This window comes from Pseudomonas sp. F9001 (assembly GCF_013385435.1).
GTDB lineage: Bacteria > Pseudomonadota > Gammaproteobacteria > Pseudomonadales > Pseudomonadaceae > Aquipseudomonas.
In genome coordinates this window covers 165611-192362 of the sequence record NZ_JACAPX010000012.1, presented here as the reverse complement: position 1 = coordinate 192362, position 26752 = coordinate 165611, and the positions used below count along the sequence as shown (strand labels likewise).

General features: G+C 58.5%; 18 protein-coding genes and 1 pseudogene. 10 read left to right on the top strand and 9 right to left on the bottom strand.

The genetic code is table 11. From position 1 onward, the window contains the following. Positions 1 to 33 precede the first annotated feature (33 nt). The 5 genes from paaE (at position 34) to HX818_RS12365 (ending at position 6117) form a co-directional block, all read left to right on the top strand. Positions 34 to 1110 carry a 1,2-phenylacetyl-CoA epoxidase subunit PaaE gene (gene paaE, locus HX818_RS12385; protein WP_177020202.1) on the top strand — a complete coding sequence of 359 codons (1077 nt, stop codon included), beginning with the start codon at positions 34 to 36 and terminating at the stop codon, positions 1108 to 1110. 161 nt (positions 1111 to 1271) lie between these two features. Further along, positions 1272 to 1580 carry a DUF485 domain-containing protein gene (locus tag HX818_RS12380; protein WP_003208907.1) on the top strand — a complete coding sequence of 103 codons (309 nt, stop codon included), beginning with the start codon at positions 1272 to 1274 and terminating at the stop codon, positions 1578 to 1580. Further along, the gene (locus HX818_RS12375) at positions 1577 to 3223 is read left to right on the top strand and encodes a cation acetate symporter (protein WP_003208909.1); all 1647 of its coding nucleotides are present in this window, start codon (positions 1577 to 1579) and stop codon (positions 3221 to 3223) included. The genes HX818_RS12380 and HX818_RS12375 overlap by 4 nt, the downstream gene beginning before the upstream one ends. Positions 3224 to 3252: 29 nt before the next feature. Beyond that, positions 3253 to 5307 (top strand): phenylacetic acid degradation bifunctional protein PaaZ, encoded by a 2055-nt coding sequence (gene paaZ, locus HX818_RS12370; RefSeq protein WP_177020201.1) that lies wholly within the window; start codon positions 3253 to 3255, stop codon positions 5305 to 5307. Between the two features lie 258 nt (positions 5308 to 5565). Beyond that, on the top strand, positions 5566 to 6117 hold the full coding sequence (locus HX818_RS12365) for a GNAT family N-acetyltransferase (protein ID WP_177020200.1): 552 nt from the start codon (positions 5566 to 5568) through the stop codon (positions 6115 to 6117). Positions 6118 to 6119: 2 nt separating this feature from the next. Here HX818_RS12365 and HX818_RS12360 read toward each other — a convergent pair whose 3' ends face one another. The 5 genes from HX818_RS12360 to HX818_RS12340 form a co-directional block, all read right to left on the bottom strand. Continuing rightward, positions 6120 to 7133 (bottom strand): GNAT family N-acetyltransferase, encoded by a 1014-nt coding sequence (locus tag HX818_RS12360; RefSeq protein ID WP_177020199.1) that lies wholly within the window; start codon positions 7131 to 7133, stop codon positions 6120 to 6122. 14 nt (positions 7134 to 7147) lie between these two features. Further along, positions 7148 to 7981, bottom strand: coding sequence for a taurine dioxygenase (gene tauD, locus HX818_RS12355; RefSeq protein WP_177020198.1), 834 nt, complete (start codon positions 7979 to 7981; stop codon positions 7148 to 7150). Between the two features lie 2 nt (positions 7982 to 7983). Continuing rightward, positions 7984 to 8970 carry a taurine ABC transporter substrate-binding protein gene (gene tauA, locus HX818_RS12350; RefSeq protein ID WP_177020197.1) on the bottom strand — a complete coding sequence of 329 codons (987 nt, stop codon included), beginning with the start codon at positions 8968 to 8970 and terminating at the stop codon, positions 7984 to 7986. A 165-nt stretch (positions 8971 to 9135) separates the two neighbouring features. Next, a complete protein-coding gene (locus HX818_RS12345) occupies positions 9136 to 10005 on the bottom strand; it encodes an oxaloacetate decarboxylase (RefSeq protein WP_003208921.1) in 870 nt (289 codons plus the stop codon). A 142-nt stretch (positions 10006 to 10147) separates the two neighbouring features. Beyond that, positions 10148 to 11275 (bottom strand): alpha/beta hydrolase, encoded by a 1128-nt coding sequence (locus tag HX818_RS12340; RefSeq protein ID WP_177020196.1) that lies wholly within the window; start codon positions 11273 to 11275, stop codon positions 10148 to 10150. Between the two features lie 163 nt (positions 11276 to 11438). Between HX818_RS12340 and HX818_RS12335 the strand changes: the two genes are divergently transcribed. Together HX818_RS12335 and HX818_RS12330 are read left to right on the top strand one after the other, a co-directional pair. Beyond that, on the top strand, positions 11439 to 12278 hold the full coding sequence (locus tag HX818_RS12335; protein ID WP_003208925.1) for an EcsC family protein: 840 nt from the start codon (positions 11439 to 11441) through the stop codon (positions 12276 to 12278). Between the two features lie 216 nt (positions 12279 to 12494). Next, complete coding sequence (locus tag HX818_RS12330) at positions 12495 to 14255, top strand: EAL domain-containing protein (protein WP_177020195.1); 1761 nt, start codon at positions 12495 to 12497, stop codon at positions 14253 to 14255. Positions 14256 to 14299: 44 nt separating this feature from the next. Here HX818_RS12330 and katG read toward each other — a convergent pair whose 3' ends face one another. After that, on the bottom strand, positions 14300 to 16570 hold the full coding sequence (gene katG, locus HX818_RS12325) for a catalase/peroxidase HPI (protein WP_177020194.1): 2271 nt from the start codon (positions 16568 to 16570) through the stop codon (positions 14300 to 14302). A gap of 640 nt (positions 16571 to 17210) precedes the next feature. On the opposite strand from katG, the pseudogene HX818_RS12320 reads away from it, so the two are divergent. The 3 genes and pseudogenes from HX818_RS12320 to HX818_RS12310 all read left to right on the top strand — a co-directional run. After that, positions 17211 to 17489 (top strand): annotated as a pseudogene (locus tag HX818_RS12320) (ABC transporter ATP-binding protein); the annotation flags it as partial. A gap of 557 nt (positions 17490 to 18046) precedes the next feature. Next, positions 18047 to 23593 carry an NACHT domain-containing protein gene (locus HX818_RS12315; RefSeq protein ID WP_177020193.1) on the top strand — a complete coding sequence of 1849 codons (5547 nt, stop codon included), beginning with the start codon at positions 18047 to 18049 and terminating at the stop codon, positions 23591 to 23593. Between the two features lie 63 nt (positions 23594 to 23656). Then, entirely contained in the window at positions 23657 to 24559 is a 903-nt protein-coding gene (locus HX818_RS12310) for a PD-(D/E)XK nuclease family protein (protein ID WP_256346356.1), read from the top strand. 242 nt (positions 24560 to 24801) lie between these two features. Here the strand turns inward: HX818_RS12310 and HX818_RS12305 are convergent, their stop codons facing one another. The 3 genes from HX818_RS12305 to HX818_RS12295 all read right to left on the bottom strand — a co-directional run bounded on the left by HX818_RS12305 (position 24802) and on the right by HX818_RS12295 (position 26750). After that, entirely contained in the window at positions 24802 to 25383 is a 582-nt protein-coding gene (locus HX818_RS12305) for a hypothetical protein (RefSeq protein WP_177020191.1), read from the bottom strand. Between the two features lie 36 nt (positions 25384 to 25419). Beyond that, complete coding sequence (locus HX818_RS12300; RefSeq protein ID WP_177020190.1) at positions 25420 to 26202, bottom strand: hypothetical protein; 783 nt, start codon at positions 26200 to 26202, stop codon at positions 25420 to 25422. A gap of 107 nt (positions 26203 to 26309) precedes the next feature. Then, the gene (locus HX818_RS12295) at positions 26310 to 26750 is read right to left on the bottom strand and encodes a hypothetical protein (protein ID WP_177020189.1); all 441 of its coding nucleotides are present in this window, start codon (positions 26748 to 26750) and stop codon (positions 26310 to 26312) included. Positions 26751 to 26752 lie beyond the last annotated feature (2 nt).

Genomic DNA, 26752 nt, shown 5'->3' with positions numbered 1-26752 from the left:
GGGGCCAGCGGCCCGCTTGGTTGGAGAACAACAATGAGCAAATTTCACAGCCTGACCATCAAGGATGTGCGCAACGAGACCCGTGACGCGGTGTCCATCGCCTTCGAGATTCCGCAGCATCTGCAAGACAGCTTCCACTTCACCCAGGGCCAGCACCTGGTGATGCGCACCCAGCTGGATGGCGAGGAAGTGCGCCGTTCCTATTCGATCTGCACCGGGGTCAATGACGGTGAGCTGCGCATCGCCATCAAGCGCGTGGCCGGTGGACGGTTCTCCGCTTTTGCCAATGAGCAGCTCAAGGTCGGGCACAGCCTGGAAGTGATGCCACCCGCCGGGCATTTTCATGTGGACCTTGATCCCGCTCGCCACGGCCATTACCTGGCAGTGGCGGCCGGCAGCGGTATCACGCCGATCCTGTCGATCATCAAGACCACCCTGCAAACCGAGCCCCACAGCCGCGTGACGCTGCTGTACGGCAACCGTTCCAGCTCCGGTGCACTGTTTCGCGAACAGCTGGAAGACCTGAAGAACCGCTACCTGCAGCGCCTGAACCTGATCTTCGTGTTCAGCCGCGAGCAGCAGGATGTCGACCTCTACAACGGCCGCATTAACGCCGAGAAGTGCGAGCAACTGTTCTCCCGCTGGCTCGACGTGAAAGCCCTCGACGCGGCCTTTATCTGCGGCCCGCAGGAGATGACCGAGACCGTGCGCGACAGCCTCAAGGCCAAGGGCATGGCGCCGGAGCGCATCCATTTCGAACTGTTCGCCGCCGCCGGCAGCCAGCACAAGCGCGAGGCCCGCGAAGCGGCGCGGCAAGTGGATGCGGCGGTCAGCCAGATCACGGTGATCAGCGATGGCCGCGCCCTCGCCTTCGACCTGCCCCGCAACACTCAGAGCATCCTCGACGCGGGCAATGCCCAGGGCGCCGAGCTGCCGTATTCGTGCAAGGCCGGCGTGTGCTCCACCTGCAAATGCAAAGTCATCGAAGGCGAAGTGGAGATGGACAGCAACCACGCCCTCGAAGACTACGAAGTGGCCGCCGGCTATGTGCTGTCGTGCCAGGCATTCCCGGTCAGCGACAAGGTGGTACTGGATTTCGATCAGCTTTAAGGACACACCGCTCCCCTGTAGGAGCGAGCTTGCTCGCGAAGATCGTTAACGATGACGCGGGTAGCCTGAATCAACGCGGCGCCCTCAGGTTTTTCGCGAGCAAGCTCGCTCCTACAGGACGCAGGTTTAACCACAACAACAATAAAAAGGAGCACACCACCATGACCCCCGACGATATCGAGCGCATCCGTCGACATCCCGATTTCATCCAGTTGGTACGCCGCAAACAGAACCTGTACTGGTCGCTGTCGCTGATCATGCTGGTGATCTATTTCGGGTTTGTGCTGTTGGTGGCGTTCTCCCCGGCTACCCTCGGGCAGTCGTTGAGCGGCGGCGTGACCACCGTGGGCATGCTGGTGGGTGTGGTGATTGTGCTGCTGGCGTTCGCGCTGACCGGCTTTTATGTGTACCGCGCCAACCATGTGATCGACCCGCTGAACGACAAGCTCAAGCAGGAGTGCACAGCATGAGCCGGCTGGTAGCGTGGTTTCTCCTGCCGCTGGCATTGGCGACGGACCTTGCAGTCGCCGCCGACGGCGCATCCCGGCCACTGAACTGGAACGCCATCGGCATGTTCCTGGTGTTCGTGCTGTTCACCCTCGGCGTGACTCGCTGGGCCGCCCTGCGCACCCGTTCCGCCAGCGACTTCTACACCGCCGGCGGCGGCATGAGCGGCTTCCAGAATGGCCTGGCGATTGCCGGCGACATGATCTCGGCGGCGTCATTCCTCGGCATCTCGGCGATGATGTTCCTCAACGGTTATGACGGCCTGCTCTACGCCCTGGGCGTGTTGGCCGGCTGGCCGATCATCCTGTTCCTGATCGCCGAGCGCCTGCGCAACCTGGGCAAGTACACGTTTGCCGATGTGGTGTCCTACCGCCTGGAGCAGACCCCGGTGCGCCTGACCTCGGCCTTCGGCACCCTGACCGTGGCGCTGATGTACCTGGTGGCGCAGATGGTGGGCGCCGGCAAGCTGATCGAGCTGCTGTTCGGCATCGACTACCTGTACGCGGTGATGCTGGTGGGCGTGCTGATGGTGTTCTACGTGACCTTCGGCGGCATGCTCGCCACCACCTGGGTGCAGATCATCAAGGCGGTGATGTTGCTGTTCGGCACCACCTTCATGGCATTCATGGTGCTCAAGCACTTTGGTTTCAGCACCGAGGCGATGTTCGCCGGGGCCACCGCCGTGCACGCCAAGGGCAGCGCGATCATGGCGCCGGGCGGCTTGCTGTCGAACCCGATCGATGCGATTTCCCTGGGGCTGGGCATGATGTTCGGCACCGCCGGGTTGCCGCATATCCTGATGCGCTTCTTTACCGTCAGCGACGCCAAGGAAGCGCGCAAGAGCGTGTTCTACGCCACCGGTTTCATTGGCTACTTCTACCTGCTGCTGATCATCGTCGGCTTCGGCGCCATCGTCATGGTGGGTACTGACCCAAGCTTCCGGGATGCCAACGGCGCGATCATCGGCGGCGGCAACATGATCGCCGTGCACCTGGCACAGGCCGTGGGCGGCAACCTGTTCCTCGGGTTCATTTCGGCGGTGGCCTTCGCGACCATCCTGGCCGTGGTCGCCGGGCTGGCGTTGTCCGGCGCGTCGGCGGTGTCCCACGACCTGTATGCCTGCGTGATCCGCAAGGGCCAGGCCAGCGAGCAGCAGGAAATCCGCGTGTCGCGCATCGCCACGCTGTGCATCGGCGTGCTGGCGATCATCCTCGGCCTGCTGTTTGAGTCGCAGAACATCGCGTTCCTGTCCGGCCTGGTACTGGCAATCGCCGCCTCGGTGAATTTCCCGGTGCTGTTCCTCTCGATGTACTGGAAGGGCCTGACCACCCGTGGCGCGGTGACCGGCAGCCTGGCGGGACTGGTCTCGGCCATCGTGCTGCTGGTGCTGAGCCCGGCGGTGTGGGTCAACGTACTGCATTACGACAAGGCGCTGTTCCCCTATTCCAACCCTGCCCTGTTTTCCATGAGCCTGGCGTTTTTCAGCGCCTGGGTCTTTTCCGTCACCGACCGCTCGCCCCGCGCTGCCGTTGAACGCGGGCGTTACCTGGCGCAGTTCATTCGCTCCATGACCGGCATTGGTGCCGCAGGCGCCAGCAAACACTAACTCTCATTTTCCAACCCGGAGGAATCGTGATGTCTCACGCCCCTACCCTGCAAAGTTTCATCGCTGGCCGCTGGATCGGCCAACACGGCGCCCAGGTGCTGCGCAGCGCCATTGACGGCCACGAGCTGGCACGCACTCACGAGGAGCGCCCGGACTTCGCCGAAGCCATCGAACACGGGCGCCGCCAGGGTGTCAGCGGGCTGATGGCCCTGGATTTCCAGCAGCGGGCCCAGCGCCTCAAGGCCATCGCGCTGTACCTGAGCGAGCGCAAGGAACAGCTCTACGCCCTCTCCCACCACAGCGGCGCGACCCGTGCCGACAGCTGGATCGATATCGAAGGCGGCAACAGCACGCTGTTCACCTACGCCAGCCTGGGCTCGCGGGAATTGCCGTCGGGCAATATCGTCCACGAAGGCCCGGCGATGCAGCTGAGCAAGCTCGGCAGCTTTGCCGGCACCCATATCCTGGTGCCTCGTGGCGGCCTGGTGGTGCACATCAACGCGTTCAACTTCCCGATCTGGGGCATGCTGGAAAAATTCGCCCCGAGTTTCCTGGCGGGCATGCCATGCATCGTCAAGCCGGCCAGCGCCACCAGCTACCTGACCGAAGCCGTGGTGCGCCTGATGGACGAATCCGGCCTGCTGCCACCCGGCAGCCTGCAACTGGTGATCGGCAGCACCGGCGACCTGCTCGACCGCCTGCAAGGCCAGGACGTGGTGACCTTCACCGGCTCCGCCGACACCGCCGCCAAGCTGCGGGTCAACCCGAACCTGATCCGCAACTCGGTGCCGTTCAACGCCGAGGCCGACTCGCTGAACTGCGCGATCCTCGCCCCGGACGTAAGCCCGGACGACGAAGAGTTCGAGCTGTTCATCAAGGAAGTCGCCCGGGAAATGACCACCAAAGCCGGGCAGAAATGCACCGCCATTCGCCGCGCCATCGTGCCGGCCAAACACATCGACGCCGTCGCCACCCGCCTGCGGGACCGCCTGAAAAAAGTTGTGGTGGGCGACCCGTCGGTGGAAGGCGTGCGCATGGGCGCACTGGCCTCCCACGACCAGCAGAAAGACGTGGCCGACCGCCTGGAAAGCCTGTTGCAGAGCAGCGACATGCTGTTCGGCGCCCGCGACGGCTTTGAACCCCGCGGTGAAAACGTCAGCCAGGGCGCGTTCTTCGCCCCGACCCTGCTGCAAGCCCGCGACCCGCATGCGGAAGGCGGCGCCCACGACATCGAGGCCTTCGGCCCGGTCAGCACGCTGATGGCCTACGACGACCTCGACGAAGCCCTGGCCCTGGCCGCACGCGGCAAAGGCAGCCTCGTCGCGAGCCTGATCACCAAAGACCCGCAGATCGCTGCCAAAGCCATCCCGGTGGCTGCCGCGTGGCACGGCCGCCTGCTGGTGCTCGACCGCGAATCCGCCGCCGAATCCACCGGCCACGGCTCGCCCCTGCCGCAACTCAAGCACGGCGGCCCGGGCCGCGCCGGTGGCGGCGAAGAACTCGGCGGCTTGCGCGCCGTGAAACACTACCTGCAACGCGCAGCGGTACAGGGCTCACCGACCATGCTGGCGGCGGTCACCGGCGAGTACGTACGCGGCGCCAAGGTCATCGAGACCGAAGTGCACCCGTTCCGCCGCTTCTTCCAGGACCTGCAGATTGGCGAATCGCTGCTGACCCACCGCCGCACCGTCACCGAGGCCGACCTGGTGAACTTCGGCTGCCTGTCGGGCGATCACTTCTACATGCACTTCGATGACATCGCCGCCAAGGAATCGCAATTCGGCAAACGCATTGCCCATGGTTACTTTGTGCTGTCGGCGGCGGCCGGGCTGTTTGTGTCCCCGGCACCGGGGCCGGTGCTGGCGAACTACGGGCTGGACACCCTGCGGTTTATCAACCCGGTGGGCATTGGCGACACCATCCAGGCGCGGCTGACCTGCAAGCGCAAGATCGACCAGGGCAAGAAGAGCCCCCAGGGCATTCCGCAAGGCGTGGTGGCGTGGGATGTGGAGGTGACCAACCAGTTGGGTGAGCTGGTGGCCAGTTATGACATCTTGACGTTGGTGGTCAAACGCGCGGAGTGAGTGCTGAGACCAATGTGGGAGCTGTCGAGCCCCGGCGAGGCTGCGATGGGATCACCGCGCCGTACCTGCCAGACCGCGGCGCCTGCATCGCAGCCTCGCTGGGGCTCGACAGCTCCCACAGTTGGTCTCAGTTGATCCCAGTTGATCAGGAGCGTGTGTTCATATCCCGTGACGCCCTGCGTCACCACTGAACAGATTGATTTTTTATTCCGCACGACACACCTTAGCGAATCGTTTTTCTAAAAGGTGACGCCCGCAGTGTCCGATTTTCCGACTCTCAAAACCGAACGCCTGACCCTCAGAGAACTTACACAGGAGGATGCGGTGGGGTTGTTTGCGATTCATAGCGACGCTGAAGCAATGAAGTGGTTCGGTGCCGACCCAATCACCGAGCCTCATCAAGCGGAGCAACTGATCGAGCTGTTTGCCAGTTGGCGCACCTCACCCAATCCGGGGATTCGCTGGGGGATTGAGGACATAGCCACGGCAAAGCTGATCGGCACCTGTGGTTTCTTCAAATGGAATCGTATGTGGCGCAGTTGTGCCATAGGGTTTGAGATGGCGCAATCGGCACAGGGACAGGGGCTCATGAAGGAGGCGGTTTACGCCGCCCTTCGATGGGCGTTCCAGCACATGGAACTCAACAGGATCGAGGCGCTGGTTCATCCTGACAACGCTCGGTCACTGAACCTGCTTGAGAAAGCCGGGTTCGTGCGTGAAGGAACGTTGAGGCAGGCGGGTTACTGGAACGCAGCTCATCAAGACCTGGTTCAGCTTTCGCTGCTGCGTGGGGAGTGTGAGTACCTTTAGTGTCAGCGCGCGGTCCGGCGGTAAACCAGCGTATCGCGTACGCCGAAGTACTCGCAGCGCCGCGCGCCTTGAAGGGTTTCCACCCATTCAAACCCCGTTGCCTCAGCCAGTCGTTGACTGGATATGTTCGCCGAAGAAGTGGTCAGGCGCAGTGTGTGCCCGCTCAACTGCGAAACCAGAGCGTTCAATGCCTCCCTCATCAGCCCATGACCGGCGTGTGCCTGATTGCCCCAATAGCCAACTTCGTAGCTGTGAATCTCATCGGCCAGCGGCAGCAGGCCGATACAGCCCACCAATGCCTGGGGCTCGTCGCGAGATAACAGGAAATACCGTTTCTCCCCGACAGGCGCATCGAAGTCTTTTGCCGCGCGCTGCAGGCTTTCCTGCGTGTCCTCCCGCGTCCAGTGCGGCTTGCTCCATACGAGGAACTGGCGGTGCAGTGCGTAGCTGGCGTTCAAGGCATCGGCGAGTTTTTCAGCGAGCGCCACGTCGGGCGCAACCAGGGTCATCCGGTCAGTTTGCAGGGTTGTGGGCAGCGGCGCCTGCTGTTCAATGGTTTGCACCCACACGAATCCTTCGTCTTCACTGGGTGGCTCGAGCATGCTGAACACGCTTTTCAGCGCGTCCTCCGGCACCTTTTTGTCGGCATTGCGTTGGGCATTTCGCGCCAGCGCCAGCTCCAGCGGTGCGCTCACCAGGATGCCGATCACCGGGACTGCATAGTCCCTCGCGATGGACAGCAGCTCCTGCCGATGACGCCGCGCCGGCAAAGCAGCATCGAAGACGATTGCGCCGTGCCCCAATCGCTCAAGGTTTTCCGCCACCCAGCGAGACTTGCCCGCCCCCTGCACGCCCATGACCACGTACACATGAGTGCCCTTTGCCGCCTGTGACAGCTCGTGCCTCAACCGCGCATACGCGAGCTGCCATGCCTGTCGATTTCGTTCAGGCGTGAATTCCCTGCCGAACTCGGTTTCCAGATAGTCGTCAGGGTTGATCACCAAGGGCAAGTCCATCGACCGATCCTCCATCAAAAAGGCACGTCACCCAACATCGTCGCGCGGTGCATCACCCGCCTTTGCGGTCGGTAATCATCAATCGCGTAATGCTGGGTAATGCGGTTATCCCAGAACGCTACATCATTCGCCTTCCATCGCCAACGCACGGTGAATTCCGGACGGCTCACGTGGCTGAACAATAACCGCAGCAACGCATCACTTTCCGCCACCTCAAGCTCATTGATCCGCGTAGTAAAGCCTTCATTCACAAACAACGCCTTGCGCCCGGTGGCAGGATGCGTCCTGACCACCGGGTGTGACAGCGGCGGGTGATCCTTCCGGGCTTTTTCGTAGCGCGCCAATGCTTCGGGCGTGCTGCCGAAGCGCTCGGTGGGAAATGATTTGGTCAATTCGTGGGTGGCGGTCAGGCCGTCGAGCAGTTGCCTGACGGGGGCCGATAACCCTTCAAACGCAGCCACGCCATTGGCCCACAACGTATCCCCGCCGAACGCAGGCACTTGCCTGGCCGCCAACACAGAGCCCATCGCCGGTGCGGCGAGGAAGGTCACATCGGTGTGCCAGATGGCGTTGTCGCGGACATCGGTCACGGCGGTGTCGATCAGCAGCAATTCCGGGTGCCGGTCAACGTGCGGGTAAATCGGATGCCGGTGCAAATCACCAAACCGCGCGGCAAATGCCACGTGCTGCCCGGGGGTAATGGCCTGGTTACGGAAGAACAACACCTGGTGCTGCAGCAGTGCTTGCTCCACCCAGTCGTGTTGTTGATCCGTCAGAGGCAGGGCCATATCCAGCCCCTCAACCTCCGCGCCGATGGTAGGGCCAAGGGGATGAAGCGTCAGGCCCATGATTATTCTCCGATGAACTTGTCGCTGACGAAGGCGGAATAGTCAGGCAGGACCTTTTCGATTTTTCCCTGCTCTTTCAGAAATTCGGCGGTCTTGCCGATTTCCCTGGCGGTGCCACCGGCGAGGTATTGCGCGCTTTTTTGTTCGGCGGCCGTCGGGAACGACGAGCCTTCGAGCAGCTCGGGAATGTCCGCAGCGTTGGCGCCTGTGAGTCGGGCGATGCTCTTCACGGGGGCAGAATCAGCGGTCCAGTCTTTTTTATGCGCGGCGTAATCGGCAATCGCCGCCAGGCTGACCCTGGCAAAATCGGCAACGACCTTCGGATTCTTTTCAGCGAAATCCTTGCGCGCTACCCACACCTCAAAGGTCGGGGCGCCCCAGTTGGAAACTTCGGCAGCATCCGTGAGGATCTTTCCGGTCTTACGGATTTCACCCAGGGCAGGCGACCAGGTAAACGCCCCGTCGATATCGCCGCGGGCCCAGGCGGCGGTGATTTGTGCCGGTGTCAGGTTGACGATGTTGACTTTGCGCGGGTCCAGGTTCCAGTGCTTCAGCGCGCCCAGCAGGCTGTAATGGGAGGTCGACACAAAGGGCACGGCGATGGTTTTGCCGATCAGGTCATCAGGGGTCTTGATCCCGCTGCCGTCGCGAACCACCAGGGCCTCGGAACTGCGAATCTGCGCGCTGACAATGAACGCCACCAGCGGCATGTTTCGCGAAGCCGCCGCGGCCAACGGGCTGGAACCCAGGTTGCCGATCTGCACATCACCGGAAGCCATGGCGGCCAGGACGGCCGGGCCCGCGTCGAATCTGCGCCAATCGATCTTCTGGCCGATACCTTTTTCATATTCGCCATCGGCGATGGCGCGCTTGATCGGGTCGATGCCGTTGATGTAGCCGATGGTGAGGTCAGCGGATTGAGCGCTTAGGGAGAAGACAGCGAGGCCCACGGCCGAGAGGAGGTTGCGGGCCAGTTTCAGCGTGTTCATTTTTATAGATTCCTGAGCGGATAAGACTTGAACAGCGCGGACTCCGGCTCTCCAAGGGTCAACTCAGTTAGATGATATTGATCTATAAAAAATAAAATAAATAATTTTATGGAATTAGCTTAGAGCTTCTGCAGGAGCGATCAAGCTCGCTCCTGCAGGGTCATGTCACTCTTGGACATCCATGAACTCTTTGGCCCAGCTCACGTAGGTGTCGGGGAACGTGTAGGTGTGGGTCAGTTCGCTGGCGGTCAGGTTTGATGTGCTGCGCGTCAGGTTGCGCTGTTCGCGAAGGCTGTCGTAGGTGGCCTTGATCGAGGCGAAGTACGCGCCGTGGCCGGCGACCACAATCCGCACACCCAGTTTGGCCAGGCGTTCGTTGTCATTGAGATGCGGGTTGGCGTAGGTCACCAGCATCAACGGCACCGTCAGGCCTTCGGCGATCTGTTCAAGGTGGTCGAAGTCACGGACACCCACCATGCAGATGCCGTCTGCGCCAGCCTCTTGATACGCCTTGGTGCGATGGATGACGTCTTCCACCGGCAATACGGCGGCGTTGGTCCGGGCGATGATCGAAAGCTGCGGATCGACCCGGGCCTCCAGGGCCGCCTTGACCTTGCCCACGCCCTCTTCCGTGCTGATGAGGTCGGTGGATTTGCGCCCGAACTGCGCGGGCAGCAGGGTATCTTCAATGGTCAGCGCCGAGACGCCAGCACGCTCCAGTTCCTGGACGGTGCGCATCACGTTCAGTGCATTTCCGTAGCCGTGGTCGGCGTCGGCGATCACCGGAAGCTGCGCCACCCGGCCGATGCGGGTGGCCTGCTCGACGAACTCACTCAGGGTAATCAGCGCGAAGTCCGGTGCAGCCAGGACCTGTAATGACGCCACCGAGCCTCCCAGGATGCCGACTTCGAAGCCCAGGTCTGCAGCGATCCTGGCGGACATCGGGTCGAACACCGAGGCGGTGTGAAAGCAGTGTTGGGAGGCCAGCAGCTCGCGAAACGAGCGCCGTAGATCCTGGTGGGAAATTTTCGACATGTTCACTCCTCACTGTCGCCGTATACGCGGGAACGACCAGTGCCAATTCAAAAGTAAGGCTAGCGTATCACGCCGGAAAAAGATGGTTGATGACGTTTGAGAAACTTATACATCACGCTTGGCGGGGGGAAGCCCGCCGCCATTACTTCAACCGTCCCGCCTCACCCAGCCAGGTTGACGCGCCCTGTCGCAACCATTCGGTGGCGGCGGGATTGTGTTTGACCCGGCTATCCAGGAACGCCACACCCATGGCCTGAATCGCGGCCACCTGCTTGGGGTCCGGCGCCGGTTCGCCCGCCATCGGGCCGCCGCCGCCAGGTTTGGCGCCGTGCTTGTGCCCTCGACCCTTGGGCGCGTCGCCAGACGAAGCACTGCCCTTGTCGGTCCTTTTCGCCGGCCGGCTGAACAGCTCGCTCCCGGACAAGGTCTTGTGCGTCGCACTGTTCAACTCCAGCTGAACACTGCCCGCCGCTGTCACCGACTCGCCCAACACCTCTCGCTGACGGTAAGAGCTGACCCAGTTGAACGGGTCTTCATCCTGCTGGCCGGTCATCGACAGCACGGGCGCCGTTATCCGGGCAAACACGTCCGGCCGGGCATCGGCGTCCACATAAGGGCTGAGCAGCAACACCGCCTTGGGTTGAATCCCGACACCCGGGGTGGCCCCGGGCTCCAGCGCCCCGGCGAGTGCCTCAGCGGTCTGCGCGCCAAAATCAAAGCCGGCCACCACCACCTGGTTCCAGTCGATGGCCGCCAGTTGCGCGTCGCCTTTGGCGGCCCGTGCCCGAACTTCGCTCAGGACTTTCTGCAAGGTCGACAGCCTGTCACGCAGGGCGGCGGCGGAGTAATGACTGCTCGCCATCCCGCGAAAGTCGCCATATACCGCCTGCTGCGAGGCAAAGATCGACTGATCATGGGCGGGCTCCTGAACCGACAGCACCGCATAACCGGCCTGCGCCCAAGCCTTGCGCCACGCCACCCCGCCCGAGGCCGGCTCACCCAAACCCGGCAAGTAGATAATCAGCGGCAGGCGCTCATGGATCACCGGTGCCAGCCACGCAACGTTCACCGATTGCTTGTCGAGCTGCCAGGTCGCGCCCCAGCCGGACGTTTCATAATGGGACGGTTGATACGCGGTGCTCAGTTCCTTGTTGACCCGCTCGCTGAATTCGGCCCGCGGGTTTGGCGGATCGCCCGCACACCCCGCAATCAATCCCAGGCTGCCCACCAGGGCGCTCACCGCCAGCCAGTACCGAGGTTGAAGGTTCATTCGATTCACACCGCCGTTCAGTTCAAGGTAACTGGCAGCCTAACCGACCCGCCGGCGAACGCAGCACCCGCGCAGGTAAAGAATGGGTAAAGCGTGACGGCACGATGGCCCTCTTCGCGGGTCTTTGTTTTATCAAAGCCGGAAAAATTTCAAGGAGACGCCTGTGAGCATCAGAGACAATCCCGAGGACTATCAGGATCTCAAGCGGGCCGTCGGTTTGCTGGAGTCACCCTCCCTGACGGCCAGGCTGTCCGGCATGATCGGCTCCCCGATTGAAAGCGCGGTAAAGGCATTGCCGGGGGTGGTTTCCAAACGGATCAATGGCGCGGTGGCGGCAGCGCTGCATTCATCCGCCGGCGCGGCGCTGAAAAGCCTGGACAACAGTCCGAGAAAACCGGCCTCGACCCGGCTGCACAAGGCTTTTGCGGCCACCTCGGGCGCCATCGGCGGGGCCTTCGGTTTCGCGGCGCTGTTTATCGAGCTGCCGATCTCCACCACCATCATGATGCGCGCGGTCGCCGACGTGGCGCGCAGCGAGGGTTTCGACCTGGGCGACTTTTCGACCAAACAAGCCTGCATCGAGGTGTTTGCCATGGGTGGCACCAGCCAGGCCGACGATGCAACGGAGACCGGTTACTACATGACCCGCAGCTTCACCACCCAGGCCATGCAACAACTGTCCAAGGAACTGGCGGGGATCGCCGCCAAGCAGGGCTCCAAGGCCATCAGCAGCTTGTCCCCGGGCCAAGCCGGGAAATGGCTGGCGATCCTCATCGATAAAGTCGCGACACGTTTTGGCTTTACCATTTCCAGCAAGTTCGCAGCCCAGGCCGTTCCGGTGATGGGCGCCTTTACCGGGGCAACGATCAATACGCTGTTCACCCACTTCTACCAGGACATGGCGCGGGGGCACTTCATCGTGAAACGGCTGGAAGAGAAATATGGTTTTGAGCCCATCAAGGATGCGTACATGGCCATCAAGGCGGCGCCCCGGGTGAACTAGAAGCGCGGAAATGCCGGAAAAATTTTTAATGCCGTGCATCCACTTCGCTGCCCCGCGCGTACATTCATCCGCAGGGCGCAAGAATTAGGGAGATACGCAGGAAGAGATCACCCGGACGCCATACCCTTGAGCTATCTGATGAATAGAAAAACAACATCATAATGATGGCACTGTCTGATACCTTGTTGTACGAACATAACCACTTTGAGGATTGTCATGGGCGAAGGCGCTCCTATTCCGCCGAATGAAATTGAACGGCTAAAAGAGGTCGCGAAATTTTGTCCAACCGACAGCGATAGTGATGATGTATTTGAAAAGATCGTCGAGATGGCGTCTGCCTATTACAACGCCCCCATCGCACTGATTTCAATTGTCGATAAACACCGGCAATGGTTCAGGGCACGCGTGGGAATTACAGAAACGCAGACACCGCGAGAAGTGTCTTTTTGCGCCTACTCTACCCTGGACAACGCCCTGCTGGAGGTGTCGGACGCAACGCTGGATGCCCGCTTCAAAGACAATCCCCTGGTCACGGGGCCGCCGCATATTCGTTATTACGCGGGCGCGCCATTGATCACGGAGGATGGCTTTACCCTGGGAAGTCTCTGCATCATTGATACTGTCCCCCGCCCTCCCATGAGCGAGCGTGACAGTGCAATGCTCAACGACTTTGCCGAGCTGGTCATGATGCGCATACAGGGCATGCGGTCCCGCAACTTCGTAGACCAACCCACGGGGCTATTCAATCGACTCAGGCTTGAGGAAGATATACGTCAAGCGCTTAAGCTTGAAAACGCGTGCCATGTGTACGCAGTTGACATTATCTCGCCAAAGTTTCTCAACGATATTGTAAAGGCCCTGGGCTACAGCTTTGCCGGAGACCTGGTTCTGGCGATCAAATCTCGCCTGCAAAACCTGTTACCCGCGCAGTGCCTGCTTTACAAAATCAGCCCGACGCGGTTTGGCTTCATCCTAGAGGAGAATCAAACCACCGAGCACATCTGCGAAAGTATTCTCAAGGACTTCAAAAAGCCTGTTGAATGCCACGGCATCCCCATCCTCATGCAAGTCGGGATTGGCGTGCTGCCCATTCACCATTCCGGCCCGCAAGACTGGCTACGCCTGCTGGTGAGTGCGGCAGATGAGGCGCGTGACCGCAAGCTGGGCTGGTCTCTTTATGAACCCCAGTTTGATGCGGCTCAGCAACGCGCTTTCATGTTGCTGAGTTCGTTGCCGGAAGCGGTCAGCTGCGACAAACAGTTCAGCCTGGTGTATCAGCCCAAAGTCAAACTGCCCTCGGGAAGCTGTGATTCGGTAGAGGCATTGCTACGCTGGACCCATCCGTTGCTTGGCCCCATCAGCCCTGCCGAGTTCATCCCCCTGGCCGAAAAAACCGCGTTGATACCGTCCGTTGGATTATGGGTGCTCAACGCAATCATCCGGCAAGCCGCAGCCTGGAAAGCACAAGGCGTGCGCCTGCGAATAGCGATGAACATTACCGTCAGCGATCTGGAAAGCTCCGAGTTCGTGGACGCGATGATTCATGAGCTTCACCGGCACGACCTTGACCCTGCCGACTTTGAACTTGAGTTTACCGAAAGCATGTTGATGACCAACCCTGAGGAAGTCATCCGGCAACTGCAGCGCGTTCGGCAGATTGGCATAGAAGTCGCGGTTGATGATTTCGGCACGGGCTACAGTAACTGGGCGTACCTGAAGGAACTGCCGGCCACTACCGTCAAGCTGGATCAATCATTGATCAGCGGGCTGGGCAGCAATCAAAATGACAAGCAGTTGGTTAAAACCCTGATAGGCCTGGCGAAAGGGCTCGGCTACCGAGTCGTTGCCGAAGGCGTAGAGAACCAGGAAATCCTCGACCTCTTGATACAGTGGGGATGTTCCGAAGCGCAGGGCTACCTGATAGCAAAGCCCATGACCGCAACGGACCTGGAAACCTGGATAAGCCAGGGCCTCTAGCGAACAGGCCCACAGCGTGGGCCTGTAAACGTCAGGCGCCAGTGTCAGGCCAGTTCAAAGCGATCCAGGTTCATCACCTTGGTCCAGGCCGCCACGAAGTCCTCGACGAACTTCTCCTCGGCGTCGGCACTGCCATAGACTTCGGACAGCGCCCTCAACTGGGCATGCGAACCGAACACCAGGTCGACCCGGGTGCCCGTCCACTTGACGGCACCGGTCTTGCGGTCATGCGCCTCAAAGGTATCGTGGGTGCCGGTGACTGGCTTCCATTCAACGCCCATGTCCAGCAGGTTCCTGAAGAAGTCATTGGTCAGGGTTCCCGGGCGCTCGGTGAACACCCCGTGCTTGCTTTCCCCGACATTTAGACCCAAGACCCGCAGTCCGCCCAACAGCACCGTCATTTCGGGTGCGGTCAATGTCAGCAGTTGCGCCTTGTCGATCAGCAACGCTTCGGCCGACACCTTGTAGTGCCCCTTCTGGTAGTTGCGAAAGCCGTCGGCGACCGGTTCAAGGAAACCGAACGACTCGACATCCGTCTGCTCCTGGGAAGCATCCGTGCGCCCTGCCGTGAAAGGCACCGTGGTCTTGCGGCCGGCATTTTGGGCCGCCCGCTCAACCCCCACATTGCCCGCCAGCACGATCAGATCGGCCAGGGAAATCCTTTTGCCTCCCGTCTGTGCGGCATTAAAGTCGCCCTGAATAGCTTCGAGACGCTTCAGTACGCCCGACAGTTGCTCAGGCTGGTTGACCGCCCAGTCCTTCTGCGGAGCCAGGCGCAGGCGCCCGCCATTGGCTCCCCCGCGTTTATCGGAGCCGCGGAAGGTGGACGCCGCTGCCCATGCCGTCGAAACCAGCTGCGAGACCGTCAGCCCGGCGGCGAGAATCTTTTGCTTGAGCGCCGCCACATCCTGCTCATCCACCAGTGGATGATCGACCGCAGGAATCGGGTCCTGCCACAGCAACTCTTCCGCGGGGGTTTCCGGGCCGAGATAACGCGCAAGCGGGCCCATGTCGCGGTGGGTAAGCTTGAACCAGGCACGGGCAAAGGCGTCTGCCAGTTGGTCCGGGTTGGCCAGGAAACGTCGGGAGATCTGCTCGTACGCCGGATCGAAACGCAGCGCCAGGTCCGAGGTCAGCATGCTCGGCGCATGCCGCCTGCCGGCGTCATGGGCATCCGGAACCTTGCCGGCGCCGGCACCGTTCTTCGGTGTCCACTGATGGGCGCCCGCCGGGCTCCTGGTCAGCTCCCATTCAAAGCCGAAGAGATTTTCGAGGTACTCATTGCTCCATCTTGTCGGCGTCGAAGTCCAGGTCACCTCCAGCCCGCTGGTGATGGTGTCACCGCCCTTGCCGCTGCCGAAGCTGTTTTTCCAGCCCAGCCCCTGCTCTTCCAGGCCAGCCGCTTCCGGTTCCGGGCCGACGTTATCCGCCGGACCTGCGCCGTGGGTCTTGCCGAAGGCGTGACCGCCGGCGATCAGGGCTACGGTCTCTTCGTCATTCATCGCCATGCGACCGAAGGTTTCACGGATATCCTTCGCCGAGGCGACCGGATCCGGAACACCTTCAGGCCCTTCCGGGTTCACGTAGATCAAGCCCATCTGCACAGCGGCGAGGGGATTTTCCAGGTTGCGCTCACCGCCTCCGGTGCGGCTTTCTTCGTTGCCATGGTTCTGCGGTTCAGCCACCAACGGACCATCACCCGGCTGCTGCATTTTCTTTTGCACGCCGTAACGCTCTTCTCCCCCCAGCCACGTGGTCTCGGCGCCCCAGTAAACGTCCTCGTCCGGCTCCCAGACATCCGGGCGACCGCCGGAGAACCCGAAGGTCTTGAACCCCATGGATTCCAGCGCAACGTTACCGGTGAGTACGATCAAATCGGCCCAGGAAATCCGCCGGCCGTACTTTTGCTTGACCGGCCAGATCAGGCGACGGGCCTTATCCAGGCTGACGTTGTCAGGCCAGCTGTTGAGCGGTGCAAAGCGCTGCTGACCGGAACCGGCACCGCCGCGACCGTCGGCGGTACGGTAGGTCCCGGCGCTGTGCCAGGCCATGCGAATGAACAGCGGGCCGTAATGGCCAAAGTCCGCAGGCCACCAGTCCTGGGATTGCGTCATGACATCGCGCAAGTCCTGCTTGACCGCTTCGAAGTCAAGGCTCTTGAACGCCTTGGCGTAATCGAAGCCCTCACCCATGGGGTCGCTGAGGGAGGAATGCTGATGCAGGATCTTCAGGTTCAGTTGCTGGGGCCACCAGTCTCGGTTCGTGGTGCCGCCACCCGCAGCGTGGTTGAAAGGGCATTTCGATTCAGTTGACATGCTTGATACACCTTTTCGTCATGTTCATCCGTACCATCGCGCCCACTGGCACACATCAGGCATTAATGGCTGAATTCTGAGATTAGCTTCGATCGCGAAAAACTCTAATAGTCAGAACGTTGTCGCTTGATAGGCAGCCTCTTTGCGTTGAAAGCCATCTTTACCTGCGGGTCGGGCATGCCGAATGGCCATTCACTTCAGAGAGAGGCCGGGTGAAGGTCTATAGGAAGGCGACTACCGATGCGTGTGAGAAATGGCACCCTACAAATCCGAGTTCGTCGATAAAGAGTAGATAGCGCACCGGAGCCTGCGGGCGCCAAGCGTCTCGCAGAAACGAAAAAAGACGCCGAAGCGTCTATTGCATAAATCACAGGCAAAAAAAAGCCACTCGTTAGAGTGGCTTTTTCTTTGTGTTTGGAGCGGGAAACGAGACTCGTATCTGGCGTCCGACTCATTGAAATATAAGGGGTTTCTTTTCTTGCGAAAGCAAGAAAAGACTCAATTCTGGACTTGTTTTTGGGGTGTATCAAGAGCCAAGAAAGACCGATGCAACGAACGTGGCAATCGAGGGCATTCGAGGCTGAATGCAACGACAAGGAAATCCATATCCTGCCGGACAAGACGCGCAGCCACCTGCAACAAGCCCGACCTGCTGCTAGACGAACCGGTCAGCACGCTGGACGTGTCGGTGCAGGCGCGCATTCTTGAGCTGCTTAAAGAGCTTCAGCGTGAGATGGGCATTGCTTACGTACTGGTGTTGCACGACCTGTCGGTGGTCTCCAACTTTGCCCGCCGGGTGCTGGTGCTGCGCCATGGCCCGGTGATTGAGCAGGGGTCGGTGGAGCAGATTTTCAACCATGCCGCCAGCGCGTACACCCAGGAGTTGATTGAGGCGAAATCTGGACGGCATGAGGTCGCCATGGCCGTGGCAGTGTTAGTGGTGGAGCTGAGTATTGGGGCCAAGCGTAGTCAAGAGAGCGAAACCAAGGTAAGCCAGCATTTGGTAGGCCTAATGTCCAAAACCCAACAACACATGAGCTCCCCTATTGCGTTATTGATGGAGGTCCAATGCATAAAGCAAAACGGAAAATGACTCCTCAACCCGGCCAATGCAACCAGTGCGTCAACTTCGATTGGCAATGCATATTCAACCTCGTAGCAAAAAAACGGAACAGATCGGCACGCCGTTAGAAATAGAGGCGCTTGACGTGCTGAACCGGCAAGGCATCCGGTAAAGCACCTGATATAGTGGCACTTCAGCAGCACTCAAGACCTTTAGAGAATCCGGGGCAATTCACCTGGATTCAGAGGTTGACGCGAAGGTGCTGGCCAAATGACTATTTACACTATCTTCCCAGAGCAAACTGGCGCAGTTGATAACTGCCTTTACGGCCAATTCCACAGTAGGCATTCACAATTCTTCAGTCGTCGAGGTGCTGTTCCCGCCCGGCAACCACAATTGAAATGGATATCCAATTGATCGACACAGTGCGCGCCTCCCGCGAAGGGCACCATTTTCACGAAGCATGGACAGCACGCTGGGCACTCAAACTGTTAGCACCGAAGGACAAATTGATCGGCATTGCCGTCGAGGGACTTTCACCGGCCGACCAGGTCAACAGTGACGATGCAACTGCAGAAATTGCAGACCTTGCCCTCTACTACGGCGCCAGCCCCGACTTCGCCCATTGTGACGCGCAAGCCATTCTGCAGCTGAAGTATTCGATCGCCAAGGCGAACGTGCCCTTGGTTGCGTCGGACATGATCAAGACGATCAGGAAATTCTCTCAGTCTGAAATCGAGTTGCTCAAACTGTATCGCGGCACCCACAGCATCTTGAAACGCACCTACCGCGTCGTGAGCAATCGTCCTTTCGGTCAGCACTTCCTGGATGCAGTCGAAGCGCTGAAAACCGCTGTGCAACCGACTGACAGTCAAGTTTCTTCGCAACTTGACCAGATCAAGAGGGTTCTGCAGTTGAACCCGGCCGATTACGGTGTGTTTGCCAGCCGTCTGGAGTTCGTTGGAAAAGAGCCCACTCTCCAGGGCCTTGAAAACATTGTGTCGAAACGCATAAACCTTTGGTCCGCAGGCAGCGGGCTGCATACATCAGCACGGCTGGGCAACTTGAGAGCAATGATTCGCGCCAAAGCTGAAGGCGCTGGTCAGAATAACAATGTGATTCAGCTCGTAGACGTTTTGGACGTGCTGCAGCTTGAAGAAGTAAAGGATTTATTGCCTACGCCTGAAGCGTTCCCACCCGTCAGAGCGAAGCTGACACGATTGCAGGCATTCGAACTCATCACTCGCCTGAAAACTCTCGACCGTCCTCTGCTTGTGCATGGTACCGGCGGCATGGGAAAAACCGTGCTGATGCAGCAACTGCGAGAGTCGGCACCTGACGAATTCAAAGTCGTGCTTTTCGACTGTTTCGGCGGGGGTGCCTACCGAGACCGCCTGGATCAACGCCACAGGCTTGATCGTGGATTGCTGCACATAGTCAATCTGTTGGCTCTGGAAGGACTGTGCGATCCGTTGCTGCCAGGCCAGGAAGACGATGCCAAGATACTCCGCGCAGCCATCAAGCGGCTGAAAGACGCCAGCACAACGCTGCAGGAAATTGCTCCCGGCGCCTTGCTTGTGCTGATTCTCGACAGTGTCGATAACTCAGCCCAACAAGCCTCTGATCTGGGTGAAGTTGCCTTCCCAACCGAACTACTCAGACTTGCCAAATCAGAAGGTTTGCTTCTCAAGATGCGCTTGGTCCTGACATGCAGGACCGAGCGGCGTCGCTTGCTCGGTAAGCAACTGGATGTAGAAGAGGTCGCACTGCTGCCCTTCACTCGGCTGGAAACCGCTCAGTACCTTGAAGAAGCCCTGCCCAAATCACAGCCCAATGATGCAAGCATCGCATTTGCCCAATCGGGTGGAACTCCCCGGGTATTGGCTTATCTTGCACAGCACTGGCACAGGTTGGGGGACGCTTACCGGCAACCGACCCCCATCACTGTGGAACAACTGATCAAGGATCATATCCTGCAAGCGTCGAAGGATAACCACGCTGAGAACTATCTGGATCAGTTCCTGGCTGGGCTGGCCGTTCTGCCCGTTCCTGTGCCAGTGGCCGACTATGCCGTGGCTTACAACGTCACCTCCGAAGAGGTTCACAGTTTATTTGCGTCTCTGAGCCCCTTATTGGAGGTGACTCCATTCGGGGTGATCTTCCGAGATGAACCGACCGAAACCTGGGTTCGCAAATGCTATGCATCAAAGTCGGGAGTATTGGCCGAGCTCGCTGATCGCCTGAGAAAATTACAAGGGGAATCGCATTATGCCGGTATTGCGCTGCCTCACTTGCTGGTGGTCTTGAAAGACATCATGGGAGCTGTGGAACTGGCATTGAACGACAGTGCCCCACGCGACCTGCTGGACACTACCGGAGGCCGCAGGATCAAGATTGAGCGTGTTCAGGCTGCCCTGTGGTTGGCAATTGGCCACGTCGACGCCGGCATCATTGCGCGCTTGATCGTGGAAGCCGGCACCCTCCACCACGCCGCGCAAAAAGGAAGCCGGTACATTGCGACTTATCCTGACCTCTCGGCCATACAGAGTGACAGCGACATACTGCTTCAGTTGTACCGCTACCGTAACGGGGACCCTGCTCTGCGTCATGCTCGGCTGACCATTGCTTACCTTCTGTCTGGGGCGCCAGACGATGCCGCACAGCACTTCAAATACACCAGAGAGTGGCTGCATAAACTTGAGAAAAGTCGAGGATCCGCTTCCGACACTCACTTTGCCCATGTAGCAGTGTCGTTTTATCTGTTGCTCCAGCGGGACTTCAGTGCGTTATTCAATTCGACCTTGCTTCATTCAACCAGCGATTCATTTCAAATCACCGTCAAGGTGCTGTCTCTGGCGCGAACGCTACCTGATCGCGGCATTATCACTGAAATGGTCACGGCGTTACGCGATTCTGGAACGTTATCCCTGGGCCTGCTCGCTGGCGTGCTCCATACCCTCTACAACCTGTCACGAGAGGATGAAGCCGGTTTGCTTGAGCAGTTGGCCAGTGCCATAACGGCCACACCAAAAAGTACCCAGCTAAGAACGTTTGGCGACAACCCGCTATTGGATGCCGCCATTCGCGCCTACCGGTCAGGCCAGCTGGATACCTGCCGTATATTGCGCACTGCCTGCAATATAACGCCGCTTGAAGTGATTGCCTTCGAACACGGGTCACATGGGCAGGATCTATCGGACTGGCTGATCGACAGGATGCTGGGTGCGCTGCTCTGCGCGCGCCAACCTACGTTGATGGACATCTTGCCCACTCCACTCAACGACATTGCACAACACATGCAGGATCCCTGCATCGAGAATATTACTGCCCACTTGAATAAACAGAGCAGCACCAACGAGGAGGAGGAGGAGGAGGAGGAGGAGGCGCAGCACAGAGAGAGAATGCTGAAAACGCTTCGGGCGCGTATTGCACCGTTGATGAGTGTAACTGCACTGTGTGCCTCCATACTGAGCAGCACAGCTGAAGTAATTGATGCCGCTGTAGCTGACTTGATTGGCCTGTGCACAACCATTCGCGACGAGCAGATTGATTTCGAACCCACACTGCCATCTCCCAGTGACCTGGAACAATTGGCCCGACGCCTTACCTTTCGCCTGTTACGCTCAAGTCAAGGGTTCTCGGCGGGTAATGCTGCAGCATTTTCCCAAGCCTTGGACTGCCGCGCACGCCATGCATTTGAACCGATTGACTATGTCGAACACTTCGCCAATCAGCCCGCTCTGCATAACCTGGCTGGAGAGATGGCGGACAACGCTGCCCCACGGTTCCTGCAAATACGCGAACTTGGTTTGCGGCGAGATGCCTATGCCAGTCTTGCACGGGCAATATTGCCTGTATCACCAGAGGTATCCTACAGCCTGTACAACGAAGGGCTGAAGTTGATCGACGACGTCGGTTTTACCGATACACTCTTCCTGCACAGCGTGTTTTCGATCTGCCAGCACGCCGACTCATCCGCACTCAACGTTTCGCAAGCCAGCCGTTTTGCGAGTCTTTGCGAAACCGGTCGTGCTGGCCACTATGGCGTTGATTTCCCTTGGCTGATTTTCGGCAAGGCTGCTACAGCCACGTTCGGTTATCGAGCATTAACGCTGATCAGCCGTTGGGATAACGATAACCACGCGAGCCTTTCACATTCATTGGCACCGGTGCTGGTCAACTTGCTGCATCAACAGGCCATTGACGCTGTGCAAGCCTTGGCATTGTTGGTGCTTGAAACCCCGGAGCATTGGAATAGCTTTCAACTGGACCGGCTTGAACAACGTGACAGCTGCGATATAGGTATAATTGATGCTTTGGTTTCCCGCGCAGACCTGACATTCATCGAGGTCGTAGAAGAACTGACCCAGCGTGTAGAGCGCGAATGGGAGCGCAGCGAAAAACTGCCGACGCTGCTGCTGTGGGGTCTGCACGCGGCAGTAAAGAAGCGTCCCGAAGATGCTGGGGCGTTCCCAGCGCGGCTCGAGGCCTTGTATCATGCGCAGCAAGCCACATTGATCGGGCCTGCTTCATCCGAAATCCATGCAACGAATTCTGGTTCAACCTGGCCCGATCCCGAGGACCCCTACACGTTGGTTACGGAGTTGGCTGGCGCTACTGATCCTTGCGACAGCTCATCGATTCAAGCGAGCTGGATGTATCTGGTGGAAACAAACGCTTTACGCCCTCAGTCACTGTTCAAAGACTTGCGTGCCAACGTTCAATACGCCCAGCGGTTTGCTCATGTACAGGCATTGAGCCAAATCCGTTCCCCCTCGGGCGAGCTGGATGTGCTGCTTGTCGCAATCCAGGATTGCCTGGATGAATGGCATAAGACCCCCTCCTTGAAGACCCTGCGCACCACGTTGGCGGGCGCACTGATTTCAGAAAATCTGTCGGCTTTGGTGGGTGAGCCTTACGCGCTGGACAACCTGCTCGGCAAGCTGGCGGCGCTGGGGCCAACCTCTGCCTGTGAAGTAGCCTGTAACATCGTTGCGACTGCCTGCCAACGGAGGGTCGATGTGGCGCCTGCCGCATGGCTTGCGCTTGGGGCAACGCTCTCTCAGGAACTTGATGCCCCGAACCTGTCAGACGTTGTAAAGCAAGTGCTCGATAGCCCGGTTGCGCTACTGGCAGAACGGGATGACGTCGGCCGTCATCAGGACTGGCTCACACGTGCAGGCAATGTCAATGACTGTATCGTGGACCTGCTCTGGTTGAGACTGGGTGATCAAAACCTACGCCACCGAGCGGCTGCCACCGATGCGATAGTATTTCTTGCCAGACACGAGCGCTTGGCTCTACTGGAACAGCTTGTCGCACGTCGAAATAGCCGCGATGTACCGACGCTGAGGGCTGCACAAGGAGAGTTCCGCTTTCTTGATGCAAAACTGTCGCTTGCCCTGGGACTTCTGAGCGGCTTGCAATCGACGAAGGCACCGCCCCTGCGCGTCATTCTCCACAGCATGCTCGACCCGCAAACGTGCCACCCCCTTCTGCGCCAACTTGCATTGGAAGCCGGTGCGACTCATGAGCCTAACTCACCTGGCACAGCCGCTGTATCCAAACCTTTACCATGGGAAAGTCTGCAAGGACCAGAAGCGGTACTGGCCGAAGCGCAAGAAGACGAACCCGTCTACTTGCCAAGGCTGGCCAAGGCTTTTGCCTTGAAGCCCGAGGTAGTTGCCACACGAATTGGAGCGAAGATGATTGAATGGGGGGCAGCAATGCCGAATCTCGACCTGGATAAACCTCAACTAGAGGACGAGACGCCCTCCTCTCGCTACCGATCAGCTTTCCGCCAGCGCAGCTTTTTGGAGCATCTGCGCTGGCACGCGTTACTTACAGTAGGAGGGGAGTTCGCCGATGTATACCGCAGTTCTTCGCGTTTATTTGATGAAGAAGAATGGGCATCGCTGGTACGAGATGCCTGGGATGAGTACGGGGTCATATGGTCTTGATTACTCAAGGGTAGCTATTTACTGCTCGCATAAATGGCGACCCATCGGAGTGATATCTTGAACATGGAACAGGCTCTGGCCTTGTTGGCAAAAGCTCAACACCATCAACAACCTGCCTACGAGCCCAGCATCTTTGCCCTCGGCGGGAGAGGCTACTACGAAAATCCGACCACCGACCTGCTCCTTCAAGGGAGCGACTGGGTACTGGTAGTGGAGAACAAGATACTCCATGGCCAGATCAACCCATTCGCCGATTACGAACTCCATGCCGCAGGACTAGCCAACAAAGGTTCAAGTCGCGCGTTTTTTGCCGTGCTGTCCCCTTCAGGGCAAAGCCCAGACAGTACGTGGATCGGTTTGAGTTACGCAGCATTCATCAAGGCGCTGCGCGAAGAAATGTCCCATCACCCGCAACTCCAGGCACTGGACAAATGGCAGGTGCTGGCAGCGGAGTTCTTGTTGCACCTGGAAAACATCACCGTGGAGCAAGCAATGAGTGTCGACAGCATTGAGTTCATCTTCGAACACCTGCCTCAAATCAACGCGCTCAACAAGTTGCGCGATAAAGCAATTGAAGCATTCAACAGAAAAATTCTCGCTCGACTCCAAGCAGAGATTCCCGGCTACGTGCCTTATACGAGACGGCACACTTGGAGTAACGGTCCAGCTCTGCGATACGCCTGCAATGACTGGGAGAGCTGGTCAGATGTAGTCCTCTACCTGGACTGCAGCCAATCCAAGCTGAAACCTTTCATACGGGTCTACCTGATCGACGCAGACGAGTACCTCATGAAACAGGGGCGTCAACTGTTCACTGGCATGAGTCGACAACCTTGGAACGAAGGTAAATCCATCATCGGTTTCGAGTGGGACCTGAAAGCCTTCAACGAACAGAAAGTCCTTGAGACTGTTACAGAAAAGATGACGCTGCTGATGCACTTCGAGAACACTATTCGCCAAGCGTGAAACCCAGTGGAATCTGGCCACGGACAGTAACAGCAAAGTCCTCAATGAACTGGCGAACAAACTGTTTGGCCTCTGGCCATTCCGAGTGACAAAAACGTGCAGTTGGCCCTAGTCAGCGACCCGGATCTGGAAGTCAGGCAGGCAATGGTTTGATTTGAACTCACAAGCAGGCTGACCTCTTAGATCCACTGCACGAGATATAGTCCACATCATCACATTGGACGTCAGCTGGAAAACTGACATCACTTCGTCCAGACGAGTCGATAGGTTTTTTTTTCAGTGGCCTTGTCGTGATAGGGTTTTTCTCCTGGGATCTCGCGTGTTCGCACGCAAGGGCTCCCGTCGCACTCTTCAATTTCCACGCCTCCACCCAGTCGCTTCAACTCTGCGATGTTGTGCTCAAGCGTCGCCATCTCTTGCTTCCTCTTAGCAATTTCATCTGTGCTGGGCACTGCGAAAAAAAACAACAGCGCTAGAGGCAAGACCACGCCAAGATGAATCGCTACGATGGTGAGCCAGAATCGACGCCTAAGACTGTCACTGGCCGCCTGGTATTTTCGTGCAGCATTAAGCGCTGCGACGTCAGCCTCTTCAAACTTGCTGACTAGTAGCTTGGCCGCTTGTGATGCAACTGACTCAGCAATCTGCGCAGTGGAAGCTCTCAGCGCCGTTGGTACCTGCTGCAGACTTTGCTCGACTCGCCTCTCCAAATCCGCTAAACGCGTAATCGCTTGCTCGGCAGCCTTTCTGTCATTCTCTGCAGCGCCCATTATGCCCTTGGCGGCAACGGCCATCGCTCGCAGGCTTTGATCATTTTCGTTCAAGTCTTCCTCCATTCCCATCACATAGCTCCATTCCCATCACATAGTATGTTCAGGGCCATCGCGGCGCTTTCGGGGATATTCTTTGCTTCGCTCCAGCGAAGGAATAGATCGCTCGAACTCCGCCCCCCGCATTTCTAGTTCCAACCATTCCCGATGCGGCATGCTCAAGTCACAGATGTCCCGCAGCTGAGCAAAATGCATTGCACCACCTGCGCCCATGACCAAGAGCACGCCACCTGCGTCTACCGGATCGCCGTCTTGTATATTGCGTAGAAACCGCAGATATATTTCCGAATGCTGTCGCGATACCGGGTCGAGTTCGCGGGTGGCCTCCAACGCAGTTTGCTCTACCAATCGTTCAAGACTTCCCGCAGTCAATCTCAAACACTCGGTATCGAACGCGTCAAGGTATGGGACGACCCGGGATATCAAAGGAGTTTTGGTGTCGCTGGTGTCAACCTCGACGTACCAATGCAGACTTCTCGATGTTTCGACCAAAGCGCGATTCTCACCTGATAAAGCTGCCATGAGTAATCGATGCCTTATCCGTTCCTTTGAAAGCTTGGCGCCCTTCATCTTGAACTCGATCAGTCGCACTACACCTGGAAAGCTTAACAGTACGTCTGCCAGCTCCCTGTCCGCGGGAGTCTGCTGTAGCAAGTTGACCACGCTCGGAAGCAAGGTATTGGCGTCCAAACATGACCGCACCGCGAATCCAAGACCGTATAGGAAATTTCCTATCACGACGTTTTCGTAGATTTTTTTTACTCGGTTCTGTTTGTTTCGGTCCCGAACCTCGCTCTCATCCTGTTGATCCAACTGGCCTCCTTAATTTCTGAATTCACGTCGTATGGAAGCCGTATGTGAACATTCCATATTGTTAGTGACCGCGTGGGTCGTTTCCATTTTATCCATGTACGTTTGTACTAGAGCGCCTCAGCATGAAAGCCTGACGTTGCCTTCGAATCGATAGGCCCCGCTTTTTTTTTCACCCTTTCGATAGCCCGTGCCTCGTCCCGGGTCGTGATGGGCGTTATGAGAATATGACACTTCTCTTCTAAATAGCATTGCCGGCCAGCCTCGGTCTGCAAGTCATAACCTGGGACCTGCCCCGAGAAGAAGAGATGCTTGGCGAGGATTGACTGCTTGCTTACAACGCCAGAGGGGTTACGCCATTTACCTCCATCCTTGAGCTTCAAGCGAGACTGCCTCGACTGTCGGTGCTGTATAAGCCTTTTACGAAGATTAACGCTGATGCCCACCTTCAGAAGCTCGCCCTGATCAGTGACGATCTCATAAAGACCAGGGGCCGTAGGCACGGCCGCTTCGATCTCAGAGAAACGAATCACAGGACACTGTTCGACCATTC